26 protein-coding genes and 1 riboswitch are annotated in these 25333 nt (G+C 53.5%); of the genes, 9 read left to right on the top strand and 17 right to left on the bottom strand.

Features of this window, described 5'->3' with window-relative positions; genetic code table 11:
• Window positions 1-8: 8 nt before the first annotated feature.
• The 9 genes from OGX92_RS19680 to ttdA form a co-directional block, all read right to left on the bottom strand.
• The gene (locus OGX92_RS19680) at window positions 9-680 is read right to left on the bottom strand and encodes an urease accessory protein UreF (RefSeq protein WP_286586980.1); all 672 of its coding nucleotides are present in this window, start codon (window positions 678-680) and stop codon (window positions 9-11) included.
• Window positions 680-1138, bottom strand: a complete 459-nt coding sequence (gene ureE / locus OGX92_RS19675; RefSeq protein ID WP_286586979.1) for an urease accessory protein UreE — start codon at window positions 1136-1138, stop codon at window positions 680-682. Before ureE ends, OGX92_RS19680 begins: the two co-directional genes overlap by 1 nt.
• A 9-nt stretch (window positions 1139-1147) precedes the next feature.
• Window positions 1148-2851, bottom strand: a complete 1704-nt coding sequence (gene ureC / locus OGX92_RS19670; RefSeq protein ID WP_279275484.1) for an urease subunit alpha — start codon at window positions 2849-2851, stop codon at window positions 1148-1150.
• The gene (locus OGX92_RS19665) at window positions 2844-3164 is read right to left on the bottom strand and encodes an urease subunit beta (protein WP_003828455.1); all 321 of its coding nucleotides are present in this window, start codon (window positions 3162-3164) and stop codon (window positions 2844-2846) included. Before OGX92_RS19665 ends, ureC begins: the two co-directional genes overlap by 8 nt.
• A gap of 9 nt (window positions 3165-3173) precedes the next feature.
• A complete protein-coding gene (locus tag OGX92_RS19660) occupies window positions 3174-3476 on the bottom strand; it encodes an urease subunit gamma (protein WP_003024678.1) in 303 nt (100 codons plus the stop codon).
• A gap of 10 nt (window positions 3477-3486) precedes the next feature.
• Window positions 3487-4311, bottom strand: a complete 825-nt coding sequence (locus OGX92_RS19655; protein ID WP_196776262.1) for an urease accessory protein UreD — start codon at window positions 4309-4311, stop codon at window positions 3487-3489.
• Between the two features lie 123 nt (window positions 4312-4434).
• Window positions 4435-5898 carry an anion permease gene (locus tag OGX92_RS19650; protein WP_286586978.1) on the bottom strand — a complete coding sequence of 488 codons (1464 nt, stop codon included), beginning with the start codon at window positions 5896-5898 and terminating at the stop codon, window positions 4435-4437.
• Window positions 5899-5946: 48 nt separating this feature from the next.
• Entirely contained in the window at window positions 5947-6552 is a 606-nt protein-coding gene (gene ttdB / locus OGX92_RS19645; protein ID WP_286586977.1) for a L(+)-tartrate dehydratase subunit beta, read from the bottom strand.
• On the bottom strand, window positions 6549-7457 hold the full coding sequence (gene ttdA, locus OGX92_RS19640; RefSeq protein WP_003828445.1) for a L(+)-tartrate dehydratase subunit alpha: 909 nt from the start codon (window positions 7455-7457) through the stop codon (window positions 6549-6551). Before ttdA ends, ttdB begins: the two co-directional genes overlap by 4 nt.
• A gap of 213 nt (window positions 7458-7670) precedes the next feature.
• On the opposite strand from ttdA, the gene ttdR reads away from it, so the two are divergent.
• Window positions 7671-8612 (top strand): L-tartrate utilization transcriptional activator TtdR, encoded by a 942-nt coding sequence (ttdR, locus tag OGX92_RS19635; protein WP_164562473.1) that lies wholly within the window; start codon window positions 7671-7673, stop codon window positions 8610-8612.
• A 31-nt stretch (window positions 8613-8643) separates the two neighbouring features.
• On the opposite strand, the gene plsY is transcribed toward ttdR, so the two are convergent.
• Window positions 8644-9261, bottom strand: coding sequence for a glycerol-3-phosphate 1-O-acyltransferase PlsY (plsY, locus tag OGX92_RS19630; protein WP_003828443.1), 618 nt, complete (start codon window positions 9259-9261; stop codon window positions 8644-8646).
• Between the two features lie 106 nt (window positions 9262-9367).
• Here plsY and folB point away from each other — a divergent pair, with 106 nt between their 5' ends.
• Together folB and bacA are read left to right on the top strand one after the other, a co-directional pair.
• Window positions 9368-9736 (top strand): bifunctional dihydroneopterin aldolase/7,8-dihydroneopterin epimerase, encoded by a 369-nt coding sequence (folB, locus tag OGX92_RS19625; protein WP_003024659.1) that lies wholly within the window; start codon window positions 9368-9370, stop codon window positions 9734-9736.
• A gap of 86 nt (window positions 9737-9822) precedes the next feature.
• Complete coding sequence (bacA, locus tag OGX92_RS19620) at window positions 9823-10641, top strand: undecaprenyl-diphosphate phosphatase (protein ID WP_003828439.1); 819 nt, start codon at window positions 9823-9825, stop codon at window positions 10639-10641.
• Between the two features lie 109 nt (window positions 10642-10750).
• Here the strand turns inward: bacA and OGX92_RS19615 are convergent, their stop codons facing one another.
• Together OGX92_RS19615 and OGX92_RS19610 are read right to left on the bottom strand one after the other, a co-directional pair.
• Complete coding sequence (locus OGX92_RS19615; protein ID WP_286586976.1) at window positions 10751-11986, bottom strand: multifunctional CCA addition/repair protein; 1236 nt, start codon at window positions 11984-11986, stop codon at window positions 10751-10753.
• 62 nt (window positions 11987-12048) lie between these two features.
• Complete coding sequence (locus OGX92_RS19610; RefSeq protein WP_003828434.1) at window positions 12049-12669, bottom strand: TIGR04211 family SH3 domain-containing protein; 621 nt, start codon at window positions 12667-12669, stop codon at window positions 12049-12051.
• A gap of 241 nt (window positions 12670-12910) precedes the next feature.
• On the opposite strand from OGX92_RS19610, the gene OGX92_RS19605 reads away from it, so the two are divergent.
• The 4 genes from OGX92_RS19605 to glgS all read left to right on the top strand — a co-directional run bounded on the left by OGX92_RS19605 (window position 12911) and on the right by glgS (window position 19174).
• Window positions 12911-14212, top strand: coding sequence for a CYTH domain-containing protein (locus OGX92_RS19605; RefSeq protein ID WP_191222143.1), 1302 nt, complete (start codon window positions 12911-12913; stop codon window positions 14210-14212).
• A gap of 125 nt (window positions 14213-14337) precedes the next feature.
• The gene (gene glnE, locus OGX92_RS19600; protein WP_164562475.1) at window positions 14338-17178 is read left to right on the top strand and encodes a bifunctional [glutamate--ammonia ligase]-adenylyl-L-tyrosine phosphorylase/[glutamate--ammonia-ligase] adenylyltransferase; all 2841 of its coding nucleotides are present in this window, start codon (window positions 14338-14340) and stop codon (window positions 17176-17178) included.
• 59 nt (window positions 17179-17237) lie between these two features.
• Window positions 17238-18671: a bifunctional D-glycero-beta-D-manno-heptose-7-phosphate kinase/D-glycero-beta-D-manno-heptose 1-phosphate adenylyltransferase HldE gene (gene hldE, locus OGX92_RS19595; RefSeq protein ID WP_003828429.1), complete on the top strand. Its 1434-nt coding sequence runs from the start codon at window positions 17238-17240 to the stop codon at window positions 18669-18671.
• Between the two features lie 296 nt (window positions 18672-18967).
• Window positions 18968-19174 carry a cell surface composition regulator GlgS gene (gene glgS, locus OGX92_RS19590; protein WP_008785836.1) on the top strand — a complete coding sequence of 69 codons (207 nt, stop codon included), beginning with the start codon at window positions 18968-18970 and terminating at the stop codon, window positions 19172-19174.
• A 33-nt stretch (window positions 19175-19207) separates the two neighbouring features.
• Here the strand turns inward: glgS and ubiK are convergent, their stop codons facing one another.
• On the bottom strand, window positions 19208-19504 hold the full coding sequence (ubiK, locus tag OGX92_RS19585; RefSeq protein WP_003828426.1) for a ubiquinone biosynthesis accessory factor UbiK: 297 nt from the start codon (window positions 19502-19504) through the stop codon (window positions 19208-19210).
• A 132-nt stretch (window positions 19505-19636) separates the two neighbouring features.
• Window positions 19637-19786, top strand: a riboswitch (FMN riboswitch).
• 106 nt (window positions 19787-19892) lie between these two features.
• Between ubiK and ribB the strand changes: the two genes are divergently transcribed.
• Window positions 19893-20546: a 3,4-dihydroxy-2-butanone-4-phosphate synthase gene (ribB, locus tag OGX92_RS19580; RefSeq protein ID WP_003828424.1), complete on the top strand. Its 654-nt coding sequence runs from the start codon at window positions 19893-19895 to the stop codon at window positions 20544-20546.
• An 84-nt stretch (window positions 20547-20630) separates the two neighbouring features.
• Here the strand turns inward: ribB and dsbI are convergent, their stop codons facing one another.
• The 3 genes from dsbI to assT are packed head-to-tail and all read right to left on the bottom strand — an operon-like array spanning window position 20631 to window position 23811.
• Window positions 20631-21308, bottom strand: coding sequence for a protein-disulfide oxidoreductase DsbI (gene dsbI / locus OGX92_RS19575; protein WP_003828423.1), 678 nt, complete (start codon window positions 21306-21308; stop codon window positions 20631-20633).
• 14 nt (window positions 21309-21322) lie between these two features.
• The gene (locus OGX92_RS19570; RefSeq protein WP_286586975.1) at window positions 21323-21991 is read right to left on the bottom strand and encodes a thiol:disulfide interchange protein DsbA/DsbL; all 669 of its coding nucleotides are present in this window, start codon (window positions 21989-21991) and stop codon (window positions 21323-21325) included.
• Between the two features lie 23 nt (window positions 21992-22014).
• Window positions 22015-23811, bottom strand: a complete 1797-nt coding sequence (gene assT, locus OGX92_RS19565) for an arylsulfate sulfotransferase AssT (protein WP_003828419.1) — start codon at window positions 23809-23811, stop codon at window positions 22015-22017.
• A 398-nt stretch (window positions 23812-24209) separates the two neighbouring features.
• Here assT and OGX92_RS19560 point away from each other — a divergent pair, with 398 nt between their 5' ends.
• Window positions 24210-24386: a hypothetical protein gene (locus OGX92_RS19560; protein ID WP_003828416.1), complete on the top strand. Its 177-nt coding sequence runs from the start codon at window positions 24210-24212 to the stop codon at window positions 24384-24386.
• 65 nt (window positions 24387-24451) lie between these two features.
• On the opposite strand, the gene zupT is transcribed toward OGX92_RS19560, so the two are convergent.
• Window positions 24452-25225 carry a zinc transporter ZupT gene (gene zupT / locus OGX92_RS19555; protein ID WP_003024600.1) on the bottom strand — a complete coding sequence of 258 codons (774 nt, stop codon included), beginning with the start codon at window positions 25223-25225 and terminating at the stop codon, window positions 24452-24454.
• Window positions 25226-25333 lie beyond the last annotated feature (108 nt).

The following is a 25333-nucleotide window of genomic DNA, read 5'->3' as shown; positions in this document are numbered from 1 at the left end:
TTTTCTCCTCAGGAGCGGAATAATCGGGAATATTGGGTTTCATGCCGGGCAGACGCGATAGCGGCCAACGGCGTTGCGGAGCCGAGGCTGGTGTCAGGACACGTCAGCGCCTGTGCCAAACCCTGCGCATAGCGATCGCAGAGCGCAATAATCAAACGCTGGGCCGCCTGTTGTCCAAAAGGAACCAGCTTGACGCCAGCCATGACAGCGCTCTCAATCCAGCTGTAGCCGAGGCTTAACGCCAGCTCCGTCAGCGGAATTTTCCAGCGTACGCCCAGCCAGGCCATGCCGCAGAGTTGGCTGTCGACAAAGAGGGTGCGCCATTCTCGCGAGCAATCCGCCTCCCAGTCGGTGACCAGCCGCGTAAACGCCGCGCCCCGACTGCGTTCTTCATCCCGCAGTTCGCGGGTTTCGCGACAGGCCAGCAGGTAAGCGCTCCAGCGGCGTGCTGCGGCAAGATCGTCCAGCTCGCAGGCGCGATACAGTCTCGCCAGCAGCGGTAGGTCAACGGTAAAAAAGTTTTGCTCCATCTGCTGGATTTGCCAGGCAGAGAAGTCATCGACGCTTTTCACCCAGCCGATTTCCACCGCCCACTCCAGACCCTGGGACCAGGTAAACGACCCCACCGGGAGCGCGCTGCTGGCGAGCTGCATCAGACGTAGCTGTTGGCTGTTATGCATCAGTGCGCATGGCCGTGGTGATGCCCGTGTGATTCACTGGCATAAGCGCCTGCTTCAGGTTCAAACGGCAACTGGGCGAAGGTCACCTCAAGGTTGAACTGGCGCAGCATGTCGTCCAGCACATGATCGTGGTGGTAACGCAGTTCGTCCGGCAGGATTTGCAGCGGAACGTGGCGATTGCCGAGGTGATAACAGGCTTTGGCGAGCAGGAAAGGATCGACGCAGCGCACCACGGAAACCGACTCCGGTGCGGCGATCACTTCGATCACTTCGCTGCCATCTTCGGTACTTAGCAGATCGCCACCGCGCAGCAGCAAACCACGCGGTAGCATTAGCCCGGCTTCGCGACCGTCGTTCAGTGCTACCCTGGCGCGACTTTTTACCCGGACATCAATGGGCAGCGTGACGCTTGCAGTAACGCGGTGAGCGTGGTCAAGGCGTTGGGTCAGATAGATCATCGTCACTCCTCAAAACAGAAAATAGCGTTGCGCCATCGGCAAAACATCTGCCGGTTCGCTGGTGATAAGTTCGCCATCAATACGCACCTCGTAAGTCTGAGCATCGACGGTGATATTGGGTTGCAGGCCGTTGTGGATCATGTCGACCTTTTTCACCGTCCGACAGCCTTTGACGACGGCGATAGCGCTTTGCAGATTGAGCTGCTGCGGGATGTTTTGCGCGTCAGCGGCCTGCGAAATAAAGGTCAGCCGGGTGTGGTGCCGCGCCGCGCCAAGCGCGCCGAACATCATGCGATAATGCACCGGCTGCGGGGTGGGGATCGAGGCGTTGATATCGCCCATTGGTGCGCAGGCAATCATCCCGCCCTTGACGATCGTCGCCGGTTTTACGCCAAAAAAGGCGGGCGACCACAGCACCAGATCGGCCAGTTTGCCAGGCTCAACGGAGCCGACTTCATGGGCGATACCGTGGGTTAATGCCGGGTTGATGGTGTATTTGGCGACGTAGCGTTTAACGCGCAGGTTGTCGTTGTCACCGGTTTCTTCTGCCAACGGGCCACGCTGAACCTTCATGCGGTGCGCCACCTGCCAGGTACGCAGGATCACTTCGCCCACTCGCCCCATCGCCTGTGAATCGGACGAGGTCAGGGAAAACGCGCCAATGTCATGCAGCACATCTTCGGCAGCGATTGTTTCCCGGCGAATGCGGGATTCGGCAAAGGCCACGTCTTCGGCGATATCCGGATCGAGGTGGTGGCAAACCATCAGCATGTCGAGATGCTCGTCGATAGTGTTGACGGTATAGGGCAGCGTCGGATTCGTGGAGGAGGGCAAAATATTCGGATGCGCGCAGGCGGTGATGATATCCGGCGCATGGCCGCCGCCCGCGCCTTCGGTGTGAAAGGTATGAATGGTGCGATCGCCAATTGCCGCCAGCGTATCTTCAACGAAACCGGACTCATTGAGCGTATCGCTGTGCAACGCGACCTGGATGTCCATCTCGTCGGCCACGGTCAGCGCGCAGTCGATAGCGGCAGGCGTGGCGCCCCAGTCTTCATGGATTTTCAGGCCAATTGCGCCCGCGCTGATTTGCTCGCGCAGGGCGTCTGGATTTGAGCCATTGCCTTTACCCAGCAAACCAATGTTAACCGGCAACGTGTCTGCCGCCTGCAGCATACGCGCGATGTACCACGGACCCGGCGTACAGGTGGTGGCGTGAGTGCCTGCCGCCGGACCGGTACCGCCGCCGATCATCGTCGTCACGCCAGAAACCAGTGCCTCCTGCGCCTGCTGTGGGCAGATCCAGTGAATATGCGTATCCACGCCGCCCGCGGTGACGATCTTGCCTTCCCCGGCAATGACTTCAGTTCCTACGCCTATCGGGATCGTCACGTTGGGTTGAATATCGGGATTACCTGCTTTGCCGATGGCGAAGATCCTGCCGTTTTTGATGCCGATATCCGCTTTCACGATCCCCCAGTGATCGACGATCAGCGCGTTGGTGATCACCAGATCCACGCATGCATCGGTGCGCATTTGTCCCTGGCCCATGCCGTCGCGGATCACTTTTCCGCCGCCGAATTTGACCTCTTCCCCGTAGGTGGTGAAGTCTTGTTCCACCTCGATCCACAGGTCGGTATCCGCCAGGCGCACTTTATCGCCGGTGGTTGGGCCAAACATGTCGGCGTACGCCTGCCGGGAAATGTCACTCATTATCTGCCTCCAGTGCGCCCATCACTTCGCTGCGAAAACCCACGATCCTTTGTGCACCAGCAACGCGCACCAGTTCGACTTCGCGTTTTTGTCCCGGCTCAAAACGTACTGCCGTGCCCGCAGCAATGTTCAGACGAAAGCCGCGTGCGGCCAGCCTGTCAAAGCGCAGCGCCGGGTTCACTTCGTAAAAGTGATAGTGCGATCCCACCTGTATGGGTCTGTCGCCATGATTTTCCACCACGATTGTGCAGATCTCCCGCCCTTGATTAAGCGCAATATTGCCTTTTGCGATCTGATATTCACCTGGGATCATTGCTGCTCCTTAGACGATCGGGTTGTGGACAGTGACCAGCTTCGATCCGTCCGGAAATGTGGCTTCAACCTGAATATCCGGGATCATCTCCGGTACGCCTTCCATCACCTGATCGCGGCGCAGGACGTGACGCCCGTCTTCCATCAGCGCGGCCACGGTTTGCCCGTCCCGTGCCCCTTCCATGATGAAAGCGCTAATCAGCGCCACCGATTCCGGGTAGTTCAGCTTCAGCCCGCGGGCCAGGCGACGTTCCGCCACCAGCGCGGCGGTAAACAGCAACAGCTTGTCTTTTTCTCTGGGAGTCAGTTCCATTAGGGTTCTCTTAGGTTTGCCAGATTCGCGGGAGTACGGGCGCTTTGTGTGTCAGCAGCGGGCGCAGAAATTGCCAGATGTCGCGCATAACGCGCTGGACAACCAGGTTGTCGTTAGCAAGAAAACGGATTGTCAGCAGCGAATCGTTAAGCGTTGCCCCGGCGTAATCGCCAAGCGCCGTAAGCCGCTCCCGCGTGCCCTCGAGCATGTGCTCGCTGGCCGGATAACACAGTAACGTACCGACCCAGGGATGATGTGCGACGCTGCTCAGATTCCACTCCTGCAACTGCAAGCGTTCTATCAGCAGTGGCTGCCCATCTCGCCACACTTCCAGGCGGTTTTGCAGCGTGCCGTAACTGAAGGTCTCCTGCATAACCGGTCGGCCAAGACACAGCAGATCCCAGGCCAGCAGGCGGCTTGCGGATGTCAGATGAAAAACGGTCTGAATAGCGGCGTTGGCACCGGGAAAGAGGATCGTATCCTGCGGCAGCCACTCCAGCGTCGCACGAGGCGCGAGGGTAAAATGCTGGCGCAGCAATGCCTGCGGTCCGCGACTGCGGTAAAACTTTCCCGCACCAGGCTGGGTGATTAACGCGTGGCTGTTTTCGTCGAGCGTTACGGCGATATGGAGCTCATCTCCGCCGACGATCCCCGCCGGTGGATGAAGCAGATAAAGATGGCAGACGTTTTCTTCGGGGTAAAATGGGCGCTGAACCGTCAGTGGACCATGATGACGCGCCGAGGCGAGCACCGTTTTGTGCCCGGTGCAGGTAAAATGCAGATCCAGTTCGGCCTGCCAGCCCCGTGTGAGTGTCTCGTGCGCAACCGTGTCCAGAGCGTTTCCCTTATCAGCATGAGGGTGTTTGCATACAAAAAAGTATGCCTCAGCGCATCGGGAAATCGATCATATGAGAAGCTTATGGATAAAGGGGCGACAATACGTCGCCCCACCAGGGTTTTACAGTAAAACGAGGGGCATCCAGACCAGACCGGTAATCACCAGCAGCACGAGGAAAATCAGGCCAAAAATAGCACCGAGTCGCCAGTAATCCACCGTTGGCAAATAGCCGCTGCCGTAGTAGATAGGGCTAGGGCCGGTGGCGTACGGGGTCAGAATGCTGCCCAGACCAATGGCGGCGCCGACCATCAGGCAGAAGACCGGTAGCGGGATTTCCGGCATCGCCAGCGCGGCGGCAATCATCATCGGCGCGAGGGCGGAGGTATAGGCCGTGGCGCTGGCAAAGAAGTAACGCAGCAGATAGAACACCACGATCAGCGCTACCATCACCATCATCGGCGAATAGCCACTCAGCCCGTTTGCCAGCAGCTTGCCGAACCAGGTAATAAAACCGGTGTTATTGAGCCCGGTGGCCAGCGTGATCAGTGAGGCCAGCCAGAAAAAGACGTTCCACGCGGCTTTATTGCTGACGATGTCATCCCAGCTAATGATGCGCAATACCAGCATCAACGCTACCACGCTGTATCCGACCATCGCGGCGTCAATATAGTCACCGCCGAAGATCCACAGCACCAGCGCGCCGACCATCAGCACCAGCATCTTTTTCTCGCGAGCGCAGAGCGGTCCCATCGCTTTTAGCTCCGCATCCGCCCAGCGTGGCACCTGATCGCCGGATTTCAGCACCGGTGGATATAACACGTACGCCAGCCACGGCACGATCAGCACCAGTAAAATGCTCAGCGGCAGCATGCCTAAGAACCAGTCCCCCCAGCTCAGCGCGGTGTGGGACGCGCCTTTCATCAGACCGATCAACAGCAGGTTCGGCGCCATTGCCGTTAAGAAAATAGCGCTGGTAACGCAGTCGGCGACAATCCCCATCCACATGATGTACGAGCCAATGGAGCGTGAACTGGCGCAATTGGGCTGTGAGTTATACAGCGGCGGCAGGTTGCGGATAATCGGGTAGATTATTCCGGCCCCACGGGCGGAGTTGGAAGGCGTGACGGGAGCGAGGATAAGTTCGAAGAACATCACCGCATAGCCGAGAAACAGCGTCCGGTGCCCCATCTTTTTCACCAGCATCAGCGCGATTCGCCGACCGAGTCCGGTTTTCTCATAGCCAGTACCAAACATAAAGGCCGCGAAGATCAGCCAGATGACCGAGTTTGAAAAGCCAGATACCGCCCACGACAGCGATTTGGCGGTAAATTTAAAACCGTCCTGCGCGAGTTGCTCTGGGCTGAACAGCAGCCACGGTGAAAGGACGGCGATGATCGAAATACCAATCATCGCCACCACCGCGCCCGGTACAGGTTCCAGAATAAGTCCGACAATCACACCGGTAAAGACGGCAAAATAGAGCCAGGTGTGGCTCTCAAGACCGGTGGGAACGGGCAGAACAGCAATAATGGCGATGACCACCAGCGGAGCCAGGTATCGCCACCAACCAGCTAAAGGTGCCATTGTTGTATCCCTGCGAAAGGGGAGAGGCGTAGCGCCTCTCCGGGAGGGTTATTTGATGTAATGCACGTGCTCGCAGATTTCATCGACGATAGTGTCGCGACGTTCAGCGAACAGCTTTTTGTTTTCAGCGATCAGGTTATTGCCGTGGGTATCGATGGAAACGATCAGCGGGCCGAACTCTTTTACCCGACACACCCACAGGGACTCCGGCATGCCGAGTTCCGTCCAGTGCACCTCTTCGATCTCCTCAACCTGGGTTGCCGCCACGACTGCGCAGCCTGCCGGGAAGATGACGTGCAGCGCTTTAAACTGCTTGCAGCCTTCTTCCGTCAGCGGTCCCATGCCGCCCTTGCCGACCACCAGTTTGACGCCAGTCTGTTCGATAAAGTCTTTCTCAAACGCTTCCATACGCATGCTGGTGGTTGGGCCGACGGAAACCATTTCCCATTTTTCACCGTTCTTACGTACGATCGGGCCCGCGTGGAAAATGGCTTTGCCGTTCAGGTCATAAGGAATCGGGCGCTTCAGTTCGATCAGGCGGCGGTGGCAAACGTCACGGCAGGTCACCAGCGTACCGGTCAGGTAAATGACATCGCCAACGCGAATGTCTGCCAGATCTTCGGCTTTGATCGGGGTTGTGAGGATCTTTTTCATAACGCGCTCCGGGTGTGAGACAGGTTTTCGAAGGAGAGGTCAGCATGAACCAACAGCGTGCCGCGACGGTGGGCCCAGCAGCCGGTAGAGACGGCAACGCCGATAGTCGACGGGTGGCGCGCGGCGGATTCGATATGCACGCCCATCACCGAGCTATTACCGGTCAATCCTTGCGGACCAATGCCCAGACGGTTAAGTCCTTCTTCCAGACGCAGTTCCAGTTCGGCCGCTTTCGGATTCGGATGACGTGAGCCGATAGGGCGCAGCACCGCTTTACGAGAAAGAACGGCGGCGGTTTCTACGGAGGTGGCAATACCTACGCCCACCAGCACTGGCGGACAGGCGTTGACTGCCAGCGTGGAGATATTTTCAAAAACAAATTTCACGACGCCTTCGTAGCCCTCAGAAGGCATTAACACTTTTGAGCGTCCCGGCAGCGTACAGCCGCCGCCTGCCATGTAGACTTCGATTTCCGCGTCATCGTTATCAGGGATGATGTCCCAGGTGACCCACGGCACACCGGTACCGGTATTTTTGCCGGTATTCACTTCGTCAAAAATCTCGACCGCGTTATGGCGCAGCGGCGCTTTTACCGTGGCGTCTTCAACGGCCTGCTTCAGGATGCTTTGCAGTTCGCCGAGGAGTGGAAAACGGGAACCGACCTTCACGAAGAACATAATCTCCCCGGTGTCCTGACAGGCTGGGCGGTTCAGGTCGATAGCTTTCTGCATGTTGTCAAACATGGTGTGGTAGATGATTTTACCCATCGGCGAGGTTTCGCCTTCACGCAGCTGTTTTAATTTATCCACGACGTCATCGGGCATGCGGGTAGAAATCATGGCGGTAAAATCAGCGACAATGTTCGTCAGCGTATTTATCGCATTTTGGTTATTTTGATTGCTCATCTTGTTAACTCCAGTTCTTTTATTTATCTGGAAATAAATTCTCCGCCACAAACTACCACTAAAAATGTGGATTAATATTATTTGCCACTGTGAATATCCAATTAACAGTTCGTGAATGATGTCCGGATAAGGCAATAAAAATTGCGCAAAGGCAGGGTTTAAGACGCATGAGAGAATTACACTGCGGTGAACAACATTACGGATAGACCGATCATGCTGAACACGTATCCCCTGGCGAAAGACCTGCAGGTGTTGGTTGAAATTGTGCATAGCGGCAGCTTCAGCGCCGCAGCCGCGACGCTGGGACAAACGCCGGCGTTTGTGACAAAACGCATTCAGATCCTAGAGTCCACGCTGGGGACGACGCTGCTAAGCCGCTCAGCGCGTGGCGTAGCGCTCACGGAGAGTGGTCAACGTTGCTATGAACATGCGCAGGCGATCCTCGCGAGTTATCAGCATCTGGTCGATGACGTCACGCAACTCAAAACGCGCCCGGCAGGGATGATTCGTATTGGCTGTAGTTTTGGCTTTGGGCGCAGTTATATTGCACCGGCAATTACCGAATTGATGCATAGCTACCCTGAATTACAGGTGCATTTTGAGCTTTACGATCGGCAAATTGATTTGGCACAGGATAATATAGATTTGGATATTCGCATTAATGATGAGATTCCGGATTATTATATTGCGCATTTGTTAACGAAAAACAAAAGAATATTGTGTGCGGCCCCACCGTATTTACAAAAATACGGTGGGCCGACGACGTTACAGGAATTAAGTCGTCATGATTGTCTGGTCACTAAAGAACGAGATATGACTCACGGGGTGTGGGAACTGGACAATGGTCAGGAGAAAAAGTCGGTCAAGGTGGCGGGACATCTTTCCTCTAACAGCGGTGAGATTGTGTTGCAGTGGGCGCTACAGGGAAAAGGGATTATGTTGCGTTCCGAATGGGATGTGCAGCCTTTTCTGGCCAGCGGTGAACTGGTGCGTGTGCTGCCGGACTATGCGCAGAGCGCTAATATCTGGGCGGTTTATCAGGAGCCGCTGTATCGCAGCGTGAAGCTGCGCGTGTGCGTGGAATTTCTGGCGATGTGGTGTCAGAACCGATTAGGCAAGCCAGTGGAGGGGTATCACATCCCCCACGCCGGATAAGACGCCGTTGCGTCGCTATCCGACAATAAAATCACTCGGGGTCTCGTTCGCGTTTTTTCTTCAGCTTGGTCCAGATCTTCGGCTCCTGACGACGCCACAGACGCTGAATGTTGTCATGGTGACGAAGCAGAATTAAGCACGACAGCATGGACACCGGAAAAGTGAACTGGGGATTGAACCACCAGACGTAAAAAGGGGCGATCAGCGCGCTGACGATAGCGCCTAACGACGAGTAGCCGCTTAATAAGACGGTCAGCAGCCAGGTCCCGGCCATCACGCCGGTTAAGTCCCAACCAATCGGCGCAATCGCGCCAAAAGCGGTGGCAACGCCTTTCCCACCTTTAAAGCCGAAGAATACCGGCCAAATGTGGCCCAGACAGGCGGCGATTGCGATCAATCCCAGCCAGAAGGGGCTGACGCCTAGCGCATAGGCCCCCCAGACGGGTAACATACCTTTCAGGACGTCGAAAATCAGCACCGCGACGGCGGCTCCCTTGCCACCGATGCGCAGCACGTTTGTCGCGCCCGGATTCCCAGAGCCGCTGTCGCGCGGGTCCGGCAATCCAGCAAGGCGGCATACCAGAATAGCACTGGAAATTGAGCCACAGAGGTACGCGAAGATAATCATTCCAGGCGCGATTGCACTCATAAGCTGTTCCGTTTTGAAAATGTCGTGTAAAACGCTACTTCTGTGGATAATACGCATATTTCGCCGGAAGTGGTATCCGGGTTAGCCAAAAAGCAGGCAGGTCGTGATGGATATTGTATTTATAGAGCAACTTTCTGTAATCACCACTATTGGTGTTTACGACTGGGAACAAACGATCGAACAACGGTTGGTGTTCGATATCGAAATGGCATGGGATAACCGCAAATCGGCTAAAAGCGATGATGTGGCTGATTGCCTGAGCTATGCTGATATTGCTCAAACGGTTGTTAATCATGTGGAAGGTGGGCGCTTTGCGCTGGTAGAACGGGTTGCGGAAGAGGTGGCGGATCTGCTGCTTAGCCGCTTTAATTCTCCCTGGGTACGGATCAAACTCAGTAAACCTGGCGCGGTAGCCCGTGCGGCGAACGTCGGGGTTATCATTGAGCGTGGCAATAATCTGAAAGAAAATAATTAATTTAATAATTTCTAAAACAAACGGGTATAAAAGGGTCCTTTCGTCGGCTCTTTTTTGCCGTGGTTTCTCTATCTAGGGGTTTATTAATGAGTGATATGCACTCGCTGCTGGTAGCGGCAATTTTGGGTGTGGTCGAAGGATTGACGGAATTTTTACCCGTTTCCAGTACCGGCCATATGATTATTGTTGGCCACCTGTTGGGTTTTGAGGGTGACACTGCAAAAACATTCGAAGTGGTTATCCAGTTAGGTTCTATCCTGGCCGTTGTGGTCATGTTCTGGCGACGTCTGTTTGGCCTGATCGGTATTCACTTCGGCAAGGCTCCGCATGAAGGCACTGGCAAAGGTCGACTGACGCTGGGACATATCCTGTTGGGGATGATTCCAGCCGTGGTACTGGGGCTAATCTTCCATGACACTATCAAATCGCTGTTTAACCCGATCAACGTGATGTATGCGCTGGTGGTGGGTGGTGTACTGCTGATTGCCGCAGAATGCCTGAAGCCGAAGGAGCCGCGTGCGCCGGGGCTGGATGATATGACCTATCGCCAGGCGTTTATGATTGGCTGTTTCCAGTGTCTGGCGCTGTGGCCGGGTTTTTCTCGCTCCGGGGCGACGATTTCTGGCGGCATGCTGATGGGCGTGAGTCGTTACGCGGCCTCGGAATTCTCCTTCCTACTGGCTGTGCCGATGATGATGGGCGCGACGGCGCTGGATCTCTACAAGAGCTGGTCTTTCCTCAGCGCATCAGATATCCCGATGTTTGCAGTCGGATTTGTGACGGCGTTTATCGTGGCGCTGGTGGCGATCAAAACCTTCCTGCAACTGATTAAACGCATCTCGTTCATTCCGTTTGCGATTTACCGCTTTATTGTGGCGGCTGCCGTTTACGTCGTGTTCTTCTGATGACTTACCGTGGTGCCGGATGGCGGCGTTCTGCCTTATCCGGCCTACAGGTTATATCCGTGTCGAACCTGTAGGCCGGATAAGCACAGCGCATTCGGCAACGCAGTGTCTACGCTTTCGGGCAACGCTGCTCCTTCCAACTGGCTACCGCCGCGATGCGACGCCGGGTCAGTTCTTCACGAATTGCCTGACCTTTGAATCCAGCTTCAACTACGTCTTTCGTTGGCACCGCCTGCGCAACCTGCCAGGCTTCGCGCAACAGCCTGCCTTGCGGATAATCTGCCGCTTCAAAACCGGTTCGCCCACGCACATCAGCCTCGCTGGTGAGGGCGATTTGCTCCACGCGCTGCGGTTTGCGCCAGGCATCTATGGAATCAAACAGCTTAACGATGGTTTTTGGCTGCAGGATCGGGAAGGTATGAATGAGGTCGTGGAACTCGGAAACCAGTTTGGCTAAATCACGGATGTCATTCGGTACGCGCAGGCGCTGGCACAGTTGTTCGACAAGCTTAACACCCGCCGGACCGTGGCCGTGATGGCGCGGCCACAGCGCTTTAGGCGTCAATGCTTTGCCAAGATCGTGGCACAGCGTAGCAAAACGCACGTCGACTTTCGGACTTAACATGGCTGCCATCGACAGCGTCATCAGCGTATGAATACCGGTGTCGATTTCCGGATGCCACTGCGCGGGGGCAGGAACGCCAAACAAAGCATCCACTTCCGGAAACAGGACGCGCAGTGCGTCGCAGTCGCGCAGGACCTGAAAAAATATCTGTGGGTTACGGGTGGTTAATGCGCCTTCGGTTTCTTTCCACACCCGCTCTGGTGTCAGATGCTCCAGTTCACCAGCGATGGTCATGTCACGCATCAGCGTCATGGTTTCTTCAGCGATACGAAAACCGAGGTGCGCATAGCGGGCAGCAAAACGCGCCACGCGCAGCACGCGCAGCGGATCTTCGCTAAAGGCAGATGAAACATGGCGCAGCAGACGGTTTTCCAGATCGTCGCGTCCGTTATACGGGTCGATAATCTCCCCGTTGTCATCGCGGGCCATTGCGTTGATGGTCAGGTCACGACGCTGAAGATCGGCCTCCAGCGTGACATCTGCGGCGGCATAGCAGGTGAATCCGGTGTACCCCGAGCCTGACTTACGTTCGGTACGCGCCAGCGCATACTCTTCGCGGGTTTGCGGATGCAGAAACACGGGAAAATCGCGGCCTACCTGCTGGTAGCCCGCGTCGAGCATTTCTTGCGGCGTGGCGCCAACAACAACCCAATCTTTATCTTTAATCGGTAGCCCTAATAACGCATCCCGAACAGCACCACCGACCAGATAAATCTTCACGCCACTTTCCTTTTGAAAACTATGATCCCTTAATCATATGTCAGTGTGGCGGAGAAGGCGATTCAGTTCATCCAGCGATCTTTGCGTTTACGGCTTGGGATCATGTGTGGCAGAACCAGGCCGAGCAGCAGACCAAGACCCAACACGCCGCCACCGTACATAAACCACTGCATGATGATGGTGCGCTGTTTGTCATCAAGCTGAAGGTTGGCTGCGCTGACCTTCTTTTGCGCCACGATAAGCTCGTTTTTCAGCTTCTGGTTTTCTTGTTTCAGCCCGTCGATCACGCTGTCGCTTTGCGCTACCTTTTGCTGCATATCGGCGGTGCGCTGGTTCCACGTGGTATCGATATTATTGAGCTTATCGGTCAAGGTCTTAACCTGGTTTTCCAGGTCCGGAACGCGGGTACGCAGGCTCGGCGTACTGTTCAGCTCTTTCAGCGGGATCCAGGCGGTACGTCCGGTGCTGTCTTTCACCTGGCCGTAGTTAGTGTTGGCATCAGTCTGTAATAGCGTGACTTCCTCGCCGGCGTTAACCGTACCCACGAGGCGATAATTATCTCCCGGACCGCTGCGGACCCAGGTGTTCAGTTCGTCAGAGACATAGCGCTTTTCTTCGGCATGAGAGACTGCAGTGGCGCTAAGTGCGAGTAAAGTTAATCCAATCAGGCGTAATTTTGGCATCAGGCTGTCGTTATTGTCATAGAAAGTGGAACGATAGTAGTGGCATCAGTGTCTCTACGCAAAGCATTCGACATCAATCGGAATCATCTGTGTCCTTTTTGCCACCACTCGAAACTTTTACGCCCGTCAAATTGCTCGTTGCATGGCAATTTGGCGCAAAATACTATCTACTGACCATAAAGAACGAACTTAGTTCGCAGTCAGTTTTCTCAACTGTGACATAACCCATAAGTACAAGACCATGGCCCAGGAAATCGAATTAAAATTTATCGTCAATAGTGACGCTGTAGATGCGCTACGTGAACGTCTGAATACGCTGGGGGGAGAGCATCATGCGCCCAGTCAGTTGCTGAATATCTACTACGAAACACCGGATGCGTGGTTGCGTGGTCACGATATGGGGCTGCGTATTCGCGGTGAAAATGGTCATTACGAAATGACCATGAAAATTGCCGGACGCGTGACGGGCGGACTGCACCAGCGGCCAGAATATAACGTTGCGCTAAACGCGCCTGAGCTGGACCTCACCTTGTTCCCAACGGAAGTCTGGCCTGATGGCGAGCTGCCTGCTGAACTTGCTTCTCAAGTGCAGCCGTTGTTCAGCACCGATTTTTACCGTGAGAAATGGTTGGTTGATGTTGATGGCAGCCGGATTGAAATGGCCCTCGATCTGGGGGAGGTGAAAGCGGGCGAGTTTGCAGAACCTATCTGTGAGCTTGAACTTGAACTGCTAAGCGGCGATACCCGTGCGGTACTGAAGCTGGCAAACCAGCTGGTTTCGCAAACCGGTTTACGCCAGGGTAGCTTGAGCAAAGCAGCGCGCGGTTATCACCTGGCTCAGGGGAATGCGCCGCGCGAACTCAAACCTACACGCATTTTGAAAGTTCCGGCGAAAGCGAGTATTGAGCAGGGGCTGGAAGCGGCGCTGGAGTTGGCATTATCACAGTGGCAGTACCATGAAGAGCTGTGGGTGCGCGGCGTTAAAGGGGCGAAAGCCGAGGTGCTGGCGGCTATGGGCCTGGTGCGTCACATTCTGATGCTTTTTGGCGGTAATGTGCCGCGAAAAGCGAGCGCTCACTTACGTGATTTTTTGACCCAGTCGGAAGCGATCATTTCGTCGGACGTTTCTGCTGTTTCGGCGGTTTACAGCACGCAAACGGCAATGGCCAAGCTGGCGCTGACCGAATGGCTGGTGACCAAAGGATGGCAGCCGTTCCTTGATGCGAAGGCGCAGGGAAAAATTGCCGACTCCTTTAAGCGTTTCTCGGATACCCATCTTTCACGCCATGCCGCTGAGCTGAAGACCGCTTTTGCGCAGCCGCTGGGCGATCAGTACGCCGATCAGCTTCCTCGTTTGACGCGCAACATTGATAGCATGCTGATGCTGGCGGGATACTACGATGAAAATGTCGCATCAGAATGGATCGCCAACTGGCAGGGTTTGCGCCACGCCATTGCGGCCAACCAATATATTGAAATTGAACACTTCCGTAACGAGGCAATTGCACTGGAACCGTTCTGGCTGCACAGCGGAAAACGATAATCAGGGCCGAGGCCGGGATGCCTGATGGCGCTGCGATTATCAGGCCTACGCGATGTGTGTAACTGTCATGTAGGCCGGATAAGGCGAAAAGACGCATCCGGCACCATTCAAAGGATAACCCATAAATGAAGCAGCTCTCTTCACCGTTACAGCAGTACTGGCCGACCGTTGTTGAGCGGCTGCCAGCAGCAATATCTGAGTCCTCGCTTAGCGTTCAGGCGAAGTCAGTACTTACATTCAGTGATTTTGTCCGTGACAGCATTATTGCCCATCCCGAATGGCTGGTTGAGCTGGAAAGCACCCCACCCCTGGCGGATGAATGGCAACACTATGCCGACTGGTTACAGCAAGCATTGGCTGACGTTAGTGACGAAAACACGCTGATGCGTGAGTTACGCCTGTTTCGCCGTCGCATTATGGTGCGTATCGCCTGGGCACAGACGCTGTCGCTGGTGACCGAAGAGAGTATTTTGCAGCAGCTAAGCCATCTGGCTGAAACGTTGATCGTCGCCGCGCGTGACTGGTTATACGCCGCCTGCTGTCGCGAATGGGGTACGCCCTGTAATCCTGAAGGTGTGGCGCAGCCGCTGCTGATTTTAGGCATGGGGAAACTGGGTGGCGGCGAGCTGAATTTTTCCTCCGATATCGATCTGATTTTTGCCTGGCCAGAACATGGCAGCACACAGGGCGGGCGCCGCGAGCTGGATAACGCCCAGTTCTTTACCCGTATGGGCCAGCGGCTCATCAAGGTATTAGATCAGCCCACAATGGATGGGTTTGTCTATCGGGTGGATATGCGTTTACGCCCGTTTGGCGACAGCGGTCCGTTGGTACTGAGCTTCTCTGCGCTGGAGGATTATTACCAGGAGCAAGGGCGCGACTGGGAACGCTATGCGATGGTCAAAGCCCGCATTATGGGCGATGCCGACGGCACTTACGTCAGCGAGCTTCGTGCCATGCTGCGGCCTTTTGTTTTCCGTCGCTATATTGATTTCAGCGTGATCCAGTCGTTGCGTAACATGAAAGGGATGATTGCGCGTGAAGTGCGCCGCCGTGGTCTGAAAGACAACATCAAGCTGGGGGCGGGCGGTATTCGCGAAATTGAATTTATCGTGCAGGTATTCCAGCTTATTCGCGGTGGGCGCGAGCCGTCGCTGCAATCCCGCTCACTGTTACCGACGCTTAGCGCCATCAATGCGCTGCACCTGCTGTCTGATACCGATACGGAACAACTGCGAGCAGCCTATCTCTATTTACGCCGCCTGGAAAACCTGCTGCAAAGCATCAATGATGAACAGACCCAAACGCTGCCAGGCGATGAGCTGAATCGCGCGCGGCTGGCGTGGGGGATGAACGTTGATGACTGGCAGCAATTAACTGATGTGCTGGCCAATCATATGGACAACGTACGCCGGGTATTTAACGAGCTGATTGGCGATGACGAGGCCGAAACTCAGGAAGAGTCGCTCTCAGAACAGTGGCGCGAACTGTGGCAGGATGCATTACAGGAAGATGACACCACGCCGGTGCTGACGCATCTGGCGGATGACGATCGTCGGCGCGTGCTGTCTCTGATAGCCGATTTCCGCAAAGAGCTGGATAAACGCACTATTGGCCCACGCGGACGCCAGGTGCTGGACCATTTAATGCCGCATCTGCTGAGCGATGTCTGTACGCGTGACGACGCCTCAGTCCCGCTGTCGCGCATTACCCCTCTGCTGGTGGGGATTGTTACCCGTACGACCTATCTGGAACTACTAAGCGAATTCCCCGGGGCGCTGAAGCATCTGATTTCGCTCTGTGCGGCCTCGCCGATGGTGGCCAGCCAGCTGGCGCGGTATCCGCTGTTGCTCGATGAACTGCTGGATCCGAACACCCTGTATCAACCCACCGCGACGGACGCCTACCGTGATGAGCTGCGCCAGTATTTGCTGCGCGTGCCTGAAGATGACGAAGAGCAGCAACTGGAGGCTCTGCGCCAGTTTAAGCAAACGCAGCTACTGCGTATTGCCGCGGCTGATATCGCCGGTACACTGCCGGTGATGAAGGTGAGCGACCATTTAACCTGGCTGGCGGAAGCTATTATTGATGCGGTAGTCCAGCAGGCGTGGACGCAGATGGTCGCGCGCTACGGTCAACCCACTCATCTTAGCGAACGCGAGGGGCGTGGTTTTGCCGTCGTCGGTTATGGCAAGCTGGGCGGCTGGGAACTGGGGTACAGCTCGGATCTCGATTTGATCTTCCTGCATGACTGTCCGATGGACGTGATGACGGACGGTGAGCGTGAGATTGACGGGCGACAGTTCTATCTGCGTCTGGCGCAGCGCATTATGCACCTCTTTAGTACCCGTACTTCGTCCGGTATTTTATACGAAGTGGATGCGCGTTTGCGTCCGTCAGGGGCGGCGGGGATGCTGGTGACATCAGCTGACGCTTTCGCCGATTATCAGCGTAACGAAGCCTGGACATGGGAGCATCAGGCGCTGGTGCGTGCTCGCGTAGTGTACGGCGACCCGCAGTTGACCTCTCAGTTTGATGCGATTCGTCGCGATATCATGACCCTCGTCCGTGATGGGAAAACCTTGCAGACCGAGGTGCGCGAAATGCGTGAGAAAATGCGTGCCCATTTGGGTAATAAGCATCGCGATCGTTTTGATATCAAAGCGGATGAAGGCGGCATCACAGATATTGAGTTTATTACGCAGTATCTGGTGCTGCGCTATGCGCATGAAAAACCGAAGCTGACGCGCTGGTCGGATAACGTGCGCATTCTGGAATTACTGGCGCAAAACGACATTATGGACGAGCAGGAAGCGCTGGCGCTTACCCGTGCTTATACGACGTTGCGTGATGAACTTCACCATCTTGCATTGCAGGAACTTCCGGGCCATGTGGCGCCGGAGCACTTCGACGCTGAACGTACACTGGTGCGTGACAGCTGGCAGAAGTGGCTGGGTGCCGAGTGAAGTGTGCTATTATCGCGCGCAAATTTTAAGACACTCAGAGAATCTCTCAGGAGACAGGAATGAAAGTAACTCTGCCAGAGTTTGAACGTGCAGGAGTCATGGTTGTCGGTGATGTGATGCTGGATCGCTACTGGTACGGTCCTACCAGCCGTATTTCACCTGAAGCGCCTGTTCCGGTGGTAAAAGTGGATACCATCGAAGAACGTCCCGGTGGCGCAGCAAACGTGGCGATGAACATTGCCTCTCTGGGAGCGAATTCGCGCCTGGTGGGCCTGACCGGTATTGACGACGCGGCGCGTGCGCTGAGCAAAACGCTGACGGATGTAAACGTAAAATGCGATTTCGTATCCGTGCCGACCCATCCGACGATCACCAAACTGCGCGTGCTTTCCCGCAATCAGCAGCTGATTCGCCTGGATTTCGAAGAAGGTTTTGAAGGTGTGGATCCGCAGCCGCTGCACGAGCGTATTAACCAGGCGCTGGGTTCTATCGGTGCTCTGGTGCTCTCCGACTACGCCAAAGGCGCGTTGGCAAGCGTGCAGCAGATGATTGCTCTGGCGCGTAAGGCTGGGGTGCCGGTGCTTATCGATCCGAAAGGAACCGATTTTGAACGCTACCGTGGCGCAACGCTGCTGACGCCGAACCTGTCTGAGTTTGAAGCGGTGGCGGGCAAGTGCAAAAGCGAAGATGAACTGGTTGAACGCGGCATGAAAGTGATTGCTGATTTCGACCTTTCCGCACTGCTGATCACGCGATCCGAGCAGGGGATGACGTTACTGCAACCGGGCAAATCGCCGCTGCATATGCCGACGCAGGCGCAGGAAGTGTATGACGTGACCGGTGCAGGCGATACGGTTATTGGCGTGCTGGCGGCGACGCTGGCGGCGGGTAACTCACTGGAAGAGGCGTGCTATTTTGCTAACGCCGCAGCCGGTGTTGTCGTTGGTAAGCTGGGGACCTCTACCGTTTCACCGATCGAGCTGGAAAACGCCGTGCGCGGTCGGGCTGATACTGGCTTTGGCGTGATGAGCGAATCTGAGCTGAAACAGGCCGTTGCCAGCGCCCGCAAGCGCGGCGAGAAAGTGGTAATGACCAACGGTGTGTTCGACATCCTGCATGCGGGCCATGTTTCCTATCTGGCGAATGCGCGCAAGCTGGGCGATCGCCTGATCGTGGCGGTCAATAGCGATGCTTCGACCAAACGTCTGAAAGGTGAAACGCGTCCGGTCAACCCGCTGGAACAGCGTATGATCGTACTGGGCGCGCTGGAATCTGTCGACTGGGTGGTCTCTTTTGAAGAAGATACGCCGCAGCGTCTGATTGCTGGCATTCTGCCGGATCTGCTGGTCAAAGGCGGCGACTATAAGCCGGAGCAGATTGCGGGCAGTGAAGAGGTGTGGGCGAACGGCGGTGAAGTGCTGGTGCTGAACTTCGAAGATGGCTGCTCCACGACTAATATCATCAAGAAGATCCAGAAAGACAGCGATAAGTGAACCCTGACCTGATAGCCGGATAAGCGAAGTTCCTTCAGGCTTACAGGATGTACCGATTACAGGCCGGATAAGACGTTTGCGCGTCACAATCCGGCTTTTTTTCGCTTTATTCTTCAGCCGCTGCGCCTCTTTCCCTGATATACCCGCCATACTTCAAGCCTTCTTAGATTTCATAGGAAACTGTGAACCCGCGCAGTAGTTTTGCGCACAATATGTACAGAATAACTTCGTATCCAGGGAAATACTGAAATTAGAAAAAGCATATGGCCTTAGCAGATATTCAATAACTGGAGGGTATGCTCATGAACAGCAATATGTATTCACTAAACAATTTCGATTTCCTGGCCCGTAGTTTTGCCAGGATGCAGGCTGAGGGCCATCCCATTGATATCCAGGCGATAACCGGGAACATGGATGAAGAACATCGTAGCTGGTTTTGCAAACGCTATGCGCTGTACTGCCAGCAGGCGACGGAAGCCAGGAAGCTAGAACTGGAACACTAACAGAAAAACGGGCCTTGCGGCCCGTTGTCGTTTTTACTCTTGCGGATCGACTGACGGGATCGCGGGGGCAGGTTTAATTTCTGCCGTTTTATCACGTGATTCAAGCTCAGTCAGACGTTGCTCAAGCATCGCCAGCTTTTCGCGCGTGCGCAATAAAACCTGAGTCTGTACATCGAATTCTTCGCGGCTTACCAGATCCAGACGGGTCAGCTGTGACTGCAGCGTTTGACGAATTTTCTTCTCGACGTCTTCGCCAAACTCGCGGATCCCTTTCGGCATCGACTCGTGAACCTGACGAGCAATCTGCTCAATTTTTTTCGGGTCAATCATTGTGGTTTCCCTGAACTGGTACGTGTTGCTGCCTATTGTAGTGCGAACTGACACAGGCATAAACCAGAATTGTGTGAAGCTAAGACGAGTAAAGGCGTTGATGAAGGTAATCAATAGCGTTATAGTTAACCCGCTTATTCTCAGGGCGGGGCGAAATTCCCCACCGGCGGTAAATCAACTGATGTTGAAAGCCCGCGAGCGCTTTTTGTTACGGCAAAAAGGTCAGCAGATCCGGTGTAATTCCGGGGCCGACGGTTAGAGTCCGGATGGGAGAGAGTAACGATCCAGTCGGGCATGGACCCGCTCACGTTATTTTTTTGCCGCTTAGACGGTACTCCTAAGACTGCCCTGATTCTGGTAACCATAATTTTAGTGAGGTTTTTTTACCATGAATCAGACGCTACTTTCCTCTTTTGGTACGCCTTTCGAACGTGTTGAACATGCGCTGTCTGCGCTGCGTGAAGGACGCGGTGTAATGGTGCTTGACGACGAAGACCGTGAAAACGAAGGCGATATGATTTTCCCGGCAGAAACCATGACTGTTGAACAGATGGCGCTGACCATCCGTCACGGTAGCGGTATTGTATGCCTGTGCATCACTGAAGACCGACGCAAACAGCTCGATCTGCCAATGATGGTGGAAAACAACACCAGCGCTTACGGTACCGGTTTTACCGTGACCATTGAAGCCGCAGAAGGCGTGACCACCGGCGTTTCCGCTGCAGACCGTGTTACTACGGTACGTGCGGCAATTAAGGATGGCGCTAAACCTTCCGATCTTAACCGTCCGGGGCACGTTTTCCCGCTGCGTGCTCAGGCAGGTGGCGTGTTGACCCGCGGTGGTCATACTGAAGCAACCATCGACCTGATGACGCTGGCAGGGTTTAAACCGGCGGGTGTGCTGTGCGAACTGACCAATGACGATGGCACCATGGCGCGTGCGCCAGAATGCATCGAATTTGCCGGTAAGCATAATATGGCTGTGGTTACTATCGAAGACCTGGTGGCTTACCGTCAGGCGCATGAGCGCAAAGCCAGCTAATTGCTGACTACCGCGACAACCGTGGTAGGGATAAAAAAACCGAAGTCAGTTTTCTGGCTTCGGTTTTTTGTTATTGCGGCCTGGCTATTTTTTTCTGGCCAGTTTAAGTGCCCAGGCTCCGCTCATTACCAGCAACAGCACTAAACACAAACCAAAGGCGAGCAGGCAGGCCTGCGCCATATTCATAAAATGCCATGGCGGGAGCAGATACCAGCCTTCGGACTGCTGGTACAGATCGACAAACCACTTTTGCGTACTGCTGAGCGCTACGCCATCGGGAACGACAGGTGCGTCATAGCCGCAATCTCCAGTGGGCTTAAACCATTCTGGAGCCCAGTTTGCCAGCGGCAAATTGAAAGGGAATGTCGGATCGGTGGAACATCCCTGTACACCAAAGAGTGAATCCGGGTCCGGGTTATGTACTGCATAATGGATGCCATTAAGTTTGATTGAAAACTTAATTCCCATAATGCTGCCATAAAATGCCGCAATGCAGCCGACCAGTTTTAGGATGAGGTTTTTAGGGTTTATTGCCGCGATCAGCCCACCGAAAACCATCACAAACATGGCAAAGCGGATGTATACACATTGCTCGCAAGGGGCCATGTAGAGATAGATTTGGAAGAACGAGTGCGCCAGAATAATTAACCCACCCATGGCACAAGCCATTAGCAACCACAAAAAGCGTCGCTCCTGCCATCTCACCAGGGTATCAACCGGTGCGGTACATAAGTCTCGCCACAATCCTTTGATAAAATCCATAGCCGGTTCCCTGTTTATTTTGTCGCCAGCTCTCTGACAAGCTCAGCCATGGAATCAATCGATTTGATGCTTTTGGTGTAGATCAGGAACTTACCATTGACGACGTAAGCCGGAACCCCCTGGATTTTGGCAACATCATAGGCCGCATTCCATTTTTCCAAGGTCTCCTGAACTACGGGTTCTTTTAAGGCGTTCTCGAAGTCTGCTTGACTCATACCCGCAGCATCCAGCCCTGTTTTGATGAATGAAGCGGGATCTTTACCGTCAGACCAGCGTTCCTTCTTGTCGTGGTAGGCAGTGTAGTAAGCAAACTTGGCTTTTTTGAACTGTGATTTGGCGTCAAACAATGAGACCCCTGCGGCCTGATCCTTCGCAATCATTACTGCAAATACTTCACTGGCCTGTTTACCGTATTCTCCTTTGGTCTCGAGATGAAAAGGTGTGAAGGCGACGAGATCGGCAACTTTTTCTGACACCGGGCCGGTCACGGCTTTATCATATTTGTAGCAGAATGGGCAGGCATAGCTGAATACTTTGATCAACGTTTTATCAGCATTGGGAATCGGTTTCTCCAGCACCATATAGTCAGTACCTTCAGTAAAAGCCGATGCTGCAAATGGTGTTACCAGCGCCGCCGTTAATACCACGCTTTTAAATAATGAAGTAATCCATTTAGATGACATAATTAATCCTTAATCTAACGATACTATTTAAACATTTGTTGTGGGCGAACCAGTAATGCGCGGTAGTGCGTTTGGTTTGGTTTATCGGAAAGGACATCAATTTCGACTTTGACTTCTTTTGTTTTGTAGTCAATTTCGTTGATTTTGCCGGTGGTTGGCTGTCCAACGTCAAATAAATTAATAGAACCACCAAATCCAAACATGGTGTCGCGGTCTTTTTGATATTCAATTACCGACGTGATAGGACTGTAGAAATCATAACCGCGCTCTTTCCCGTACTCCCAAATTTGCTGAACGGTTCCTTTTTTCTCGTCAATTTTATATTCGACGAACCGGGAATATTTCATTGTTGGTAGCGCCGGTTGTTCGAGTCCACGCCCATCGCCATTGTCAAAGATGGTTAGCGTTCCTTTGCTGGAGAGCCAGGCGGTGTGTTGGGTGTAGGTAAAATCGAAATCAGTATTCTCGCACTTACCGTTTTCATCACACTTCAGCGCATTGCCCTTATCATCAACCGGTTTTAACAATTTGCTTGCCAGCGACTTATTCCAGCCTTTAGACGGTGCCAGAATCCATTTCACCTGTTTATCGCGACCGATTTTGACGACACCCTGATGGCGGGAAGAAAGAATGATGGAGTCATCTTTAGCGTCATAGGCAATGGAGTTGACGTGAGCCCAGTTACGGCCCGCACCAACGCCGAGGGCGTCACCATAGGGGGTATCTGGCTCCAGTTTCGCCTGTTGGCCTGCGTGAGCGAGATCCACGTTGACGCATACCGCGCCTGCGTCCAGCGCACCCAGCAGCGCGTCACGCATCGGGTCGAGAATTTTGGTTAGATCCCACACGTCAACAACACGTCCAGATTTATCGACTTCAATAATCTGGTCGCGGATGGTATGCACGTGAAGACCATCCTCTTTGCGATAGTCGCGTTTACCTACGCGCAGCAATACAGTGTTATTGACCGTTTCGATCGATTCATGTGATGCATCCATGAATCCGCGCGGTAGTTTATGGTCGGCCAGAATCTGGCCCAGCATATCGAATTCATACCAGTGCTGGCCTTGTACGGCGGTGAATGTGCCGCGCGGTGTCTCACGAATACCCATCAGGTAGCCGCGCTTGTTGATATCCATGTCGTGGCCGTCATAGAAGGTGTCCTGATCCAGCCACCACCGATATTCGCCTTCCGTATCGACGACAAAGGTAAAGGGTGCGATATCAAAAGGGAGTGCGCCGCCAGCCGGACCCGCATCCAGGATGCCGGCATTTTTATCTTTTTCACCATGCCAGTGGAATTCTGCACCCTGCGGGGTAAAGGTATGGGTATTCACCAGATAAAGGCGATCTTCAAAACCCGGTGCTACTTTAATCACTTTTGTTTGCTGTAAATCAGATATAGAGCGGTTATCCATATAGTGATTAACGATGGCGGATGTTTGCACCACGTAATCATCTTTCATGGTTTTGCCATTTTCTTTATATTCAACGGTTACCTTATTTGCGAACTTTTGATAAAGGCCAAAAATAGGAATGCCATCGTACGTGGCGAGCGACTCTTTGCCGACGGTATAAGTCACCGGAACGCCTTTTTCACCTTTACCATGGACGGTAACTTTAACATCTGAAATAACGTGGCTATCTAATTCAACCAGCGCAGTAAGCGGGGCATTTCCATAAGGGTCAACTACTATTGCGCCCAATTTTCCTGCAGGCTGGGCCGGTTGAAAACCAGCGGCAAGAGAGTTTCCTGCTGCCAATCCAAATGTCAGTGCCAGAGTCCCAGCCAGAAGTGTTTTTCGGTATTGTGTAAACATGGATATATCTCCTTATATTACCTATAAATATAATTTTGCTGAATATATTATGTTTTTACTATTTTGATAAAATAAAATGGTATTACTAATGCTACACATTCACAATGTATTAATTAATGTTGATGAAATGTATTATTCTGCAGGAGCTAATTTTTATTATTTTCTGGATAGTATGAGTGCGATATTTTAAGAACAATATTTATTATTGCGTAGTGTGATCTTGTCGACATTGTTTTAATTGTTTATAACGAGTTTGGCTAATAGCTTAGCCGCTGATTTATATGATCGAAATCATATATTTGTTTCTGAAATATGCCACTATATGAGTATGTCAGAATAAGGTTGTGTAAAATTTTAACGTTAAATGTTTAATGATGTTAAATTTTAAGGGTAGAAGAATGTTTATTGCCTGGTATTGGATTGTATTAATTGCACTCGTTGCGGTGGGTTATTATTGTCATATGAAACGTTATTGTCGGGCATTCCGCCAGGACAGAGATGCCTTACTTGAAGCGCGAAACAAACTCTTTCGCCGTTCTGGTGAAGATAACAGCGCGATTAAGGAACAGGATTAGTCCTTCATATTCTGCTATGGATGAGCGGATGCTGTAAATTTGCAGAGTGGCATCCGCCCTCTGGATTATCCGATTCCCATCGACTGGAGGATGACGAGGCTTAACCCCATCACCGACATTCCACATAACACCCCATAGCTGGGATTATTATTGGGATCGATCTCTTTTGCCAACGGCATCAATTCATCGACGGACAGCGCCACCATAATACCTGCGACAGCCGCCATTATTGCCGCCATCACCACCGGTGATATAAGGCTACCGAGAATTAACCACGCCAGTACGCCGCCCAGTATTTCTGCCATACCTGAAATCCCTGCCCAGAATATCGCCGTACGTTTGGAGCCTGTGGCGGCATAGACGGGACCCGCCACCGCTAATCCTTCAGGAATATTGTGCAATGCAACGGCGAGGGCAATACCAAAGCCCAGCTCAAGGTTGCTACTGGCGGTAACAAACGTCGCAATCCCTTCAGGAAAGTTGTGCAGGCTGATGCCGAGCGTTAATAAAATCGCGGTGCGTTTAATAGAGCCGGGTAGAGGCTGCGTTGTTTTTTGTACCAGATCCTGAGGGTGCGCGTGCGGCAATAGACGGTCCAGACCAAAGTAGCCCAGTAAGCCGACGATAAACATTCCGTAGCCCAGCACTGGCGACATACCTTCAGCGGCCAGCGCAGCAGGTAGCATCTCCATAAGGGAGATCAGTAGCATAATCCCGGCGGCGAAGCCTAAAGAAAAGGCGAGAACGCGGTTAGACGGTTTTTGCCCTAACACGCCGAGAAATGCGCCGATAAACGTGGCGGCACCTGCCAGTAAAGTCAGAAGTAAAGGTACTGACATCGACAAATAAAACTCCTTATCAATCTGCTGTCCGGGTTGGATCGTCAAAATAACTGATGATCTTCATCATGGTTATCTGAGTTCTTCATCAACCGAATAAGCGTATTG

It is taken from the genome of Citrobacter sp. Cpo089 (assembly GCF_030332695.1).
GTDB lineage: Bacteria > Pseudomonadota > Gammaproteobacteria > Enterobacterales > Enterobacteriaceae > Citrobacter > Citrobacter portucalensis.
The sequence above is the reverse complement of the archived record's forward strand: the minus strand, read 5'-3'. Positions and strand labels throughout refer to the sequence as shown.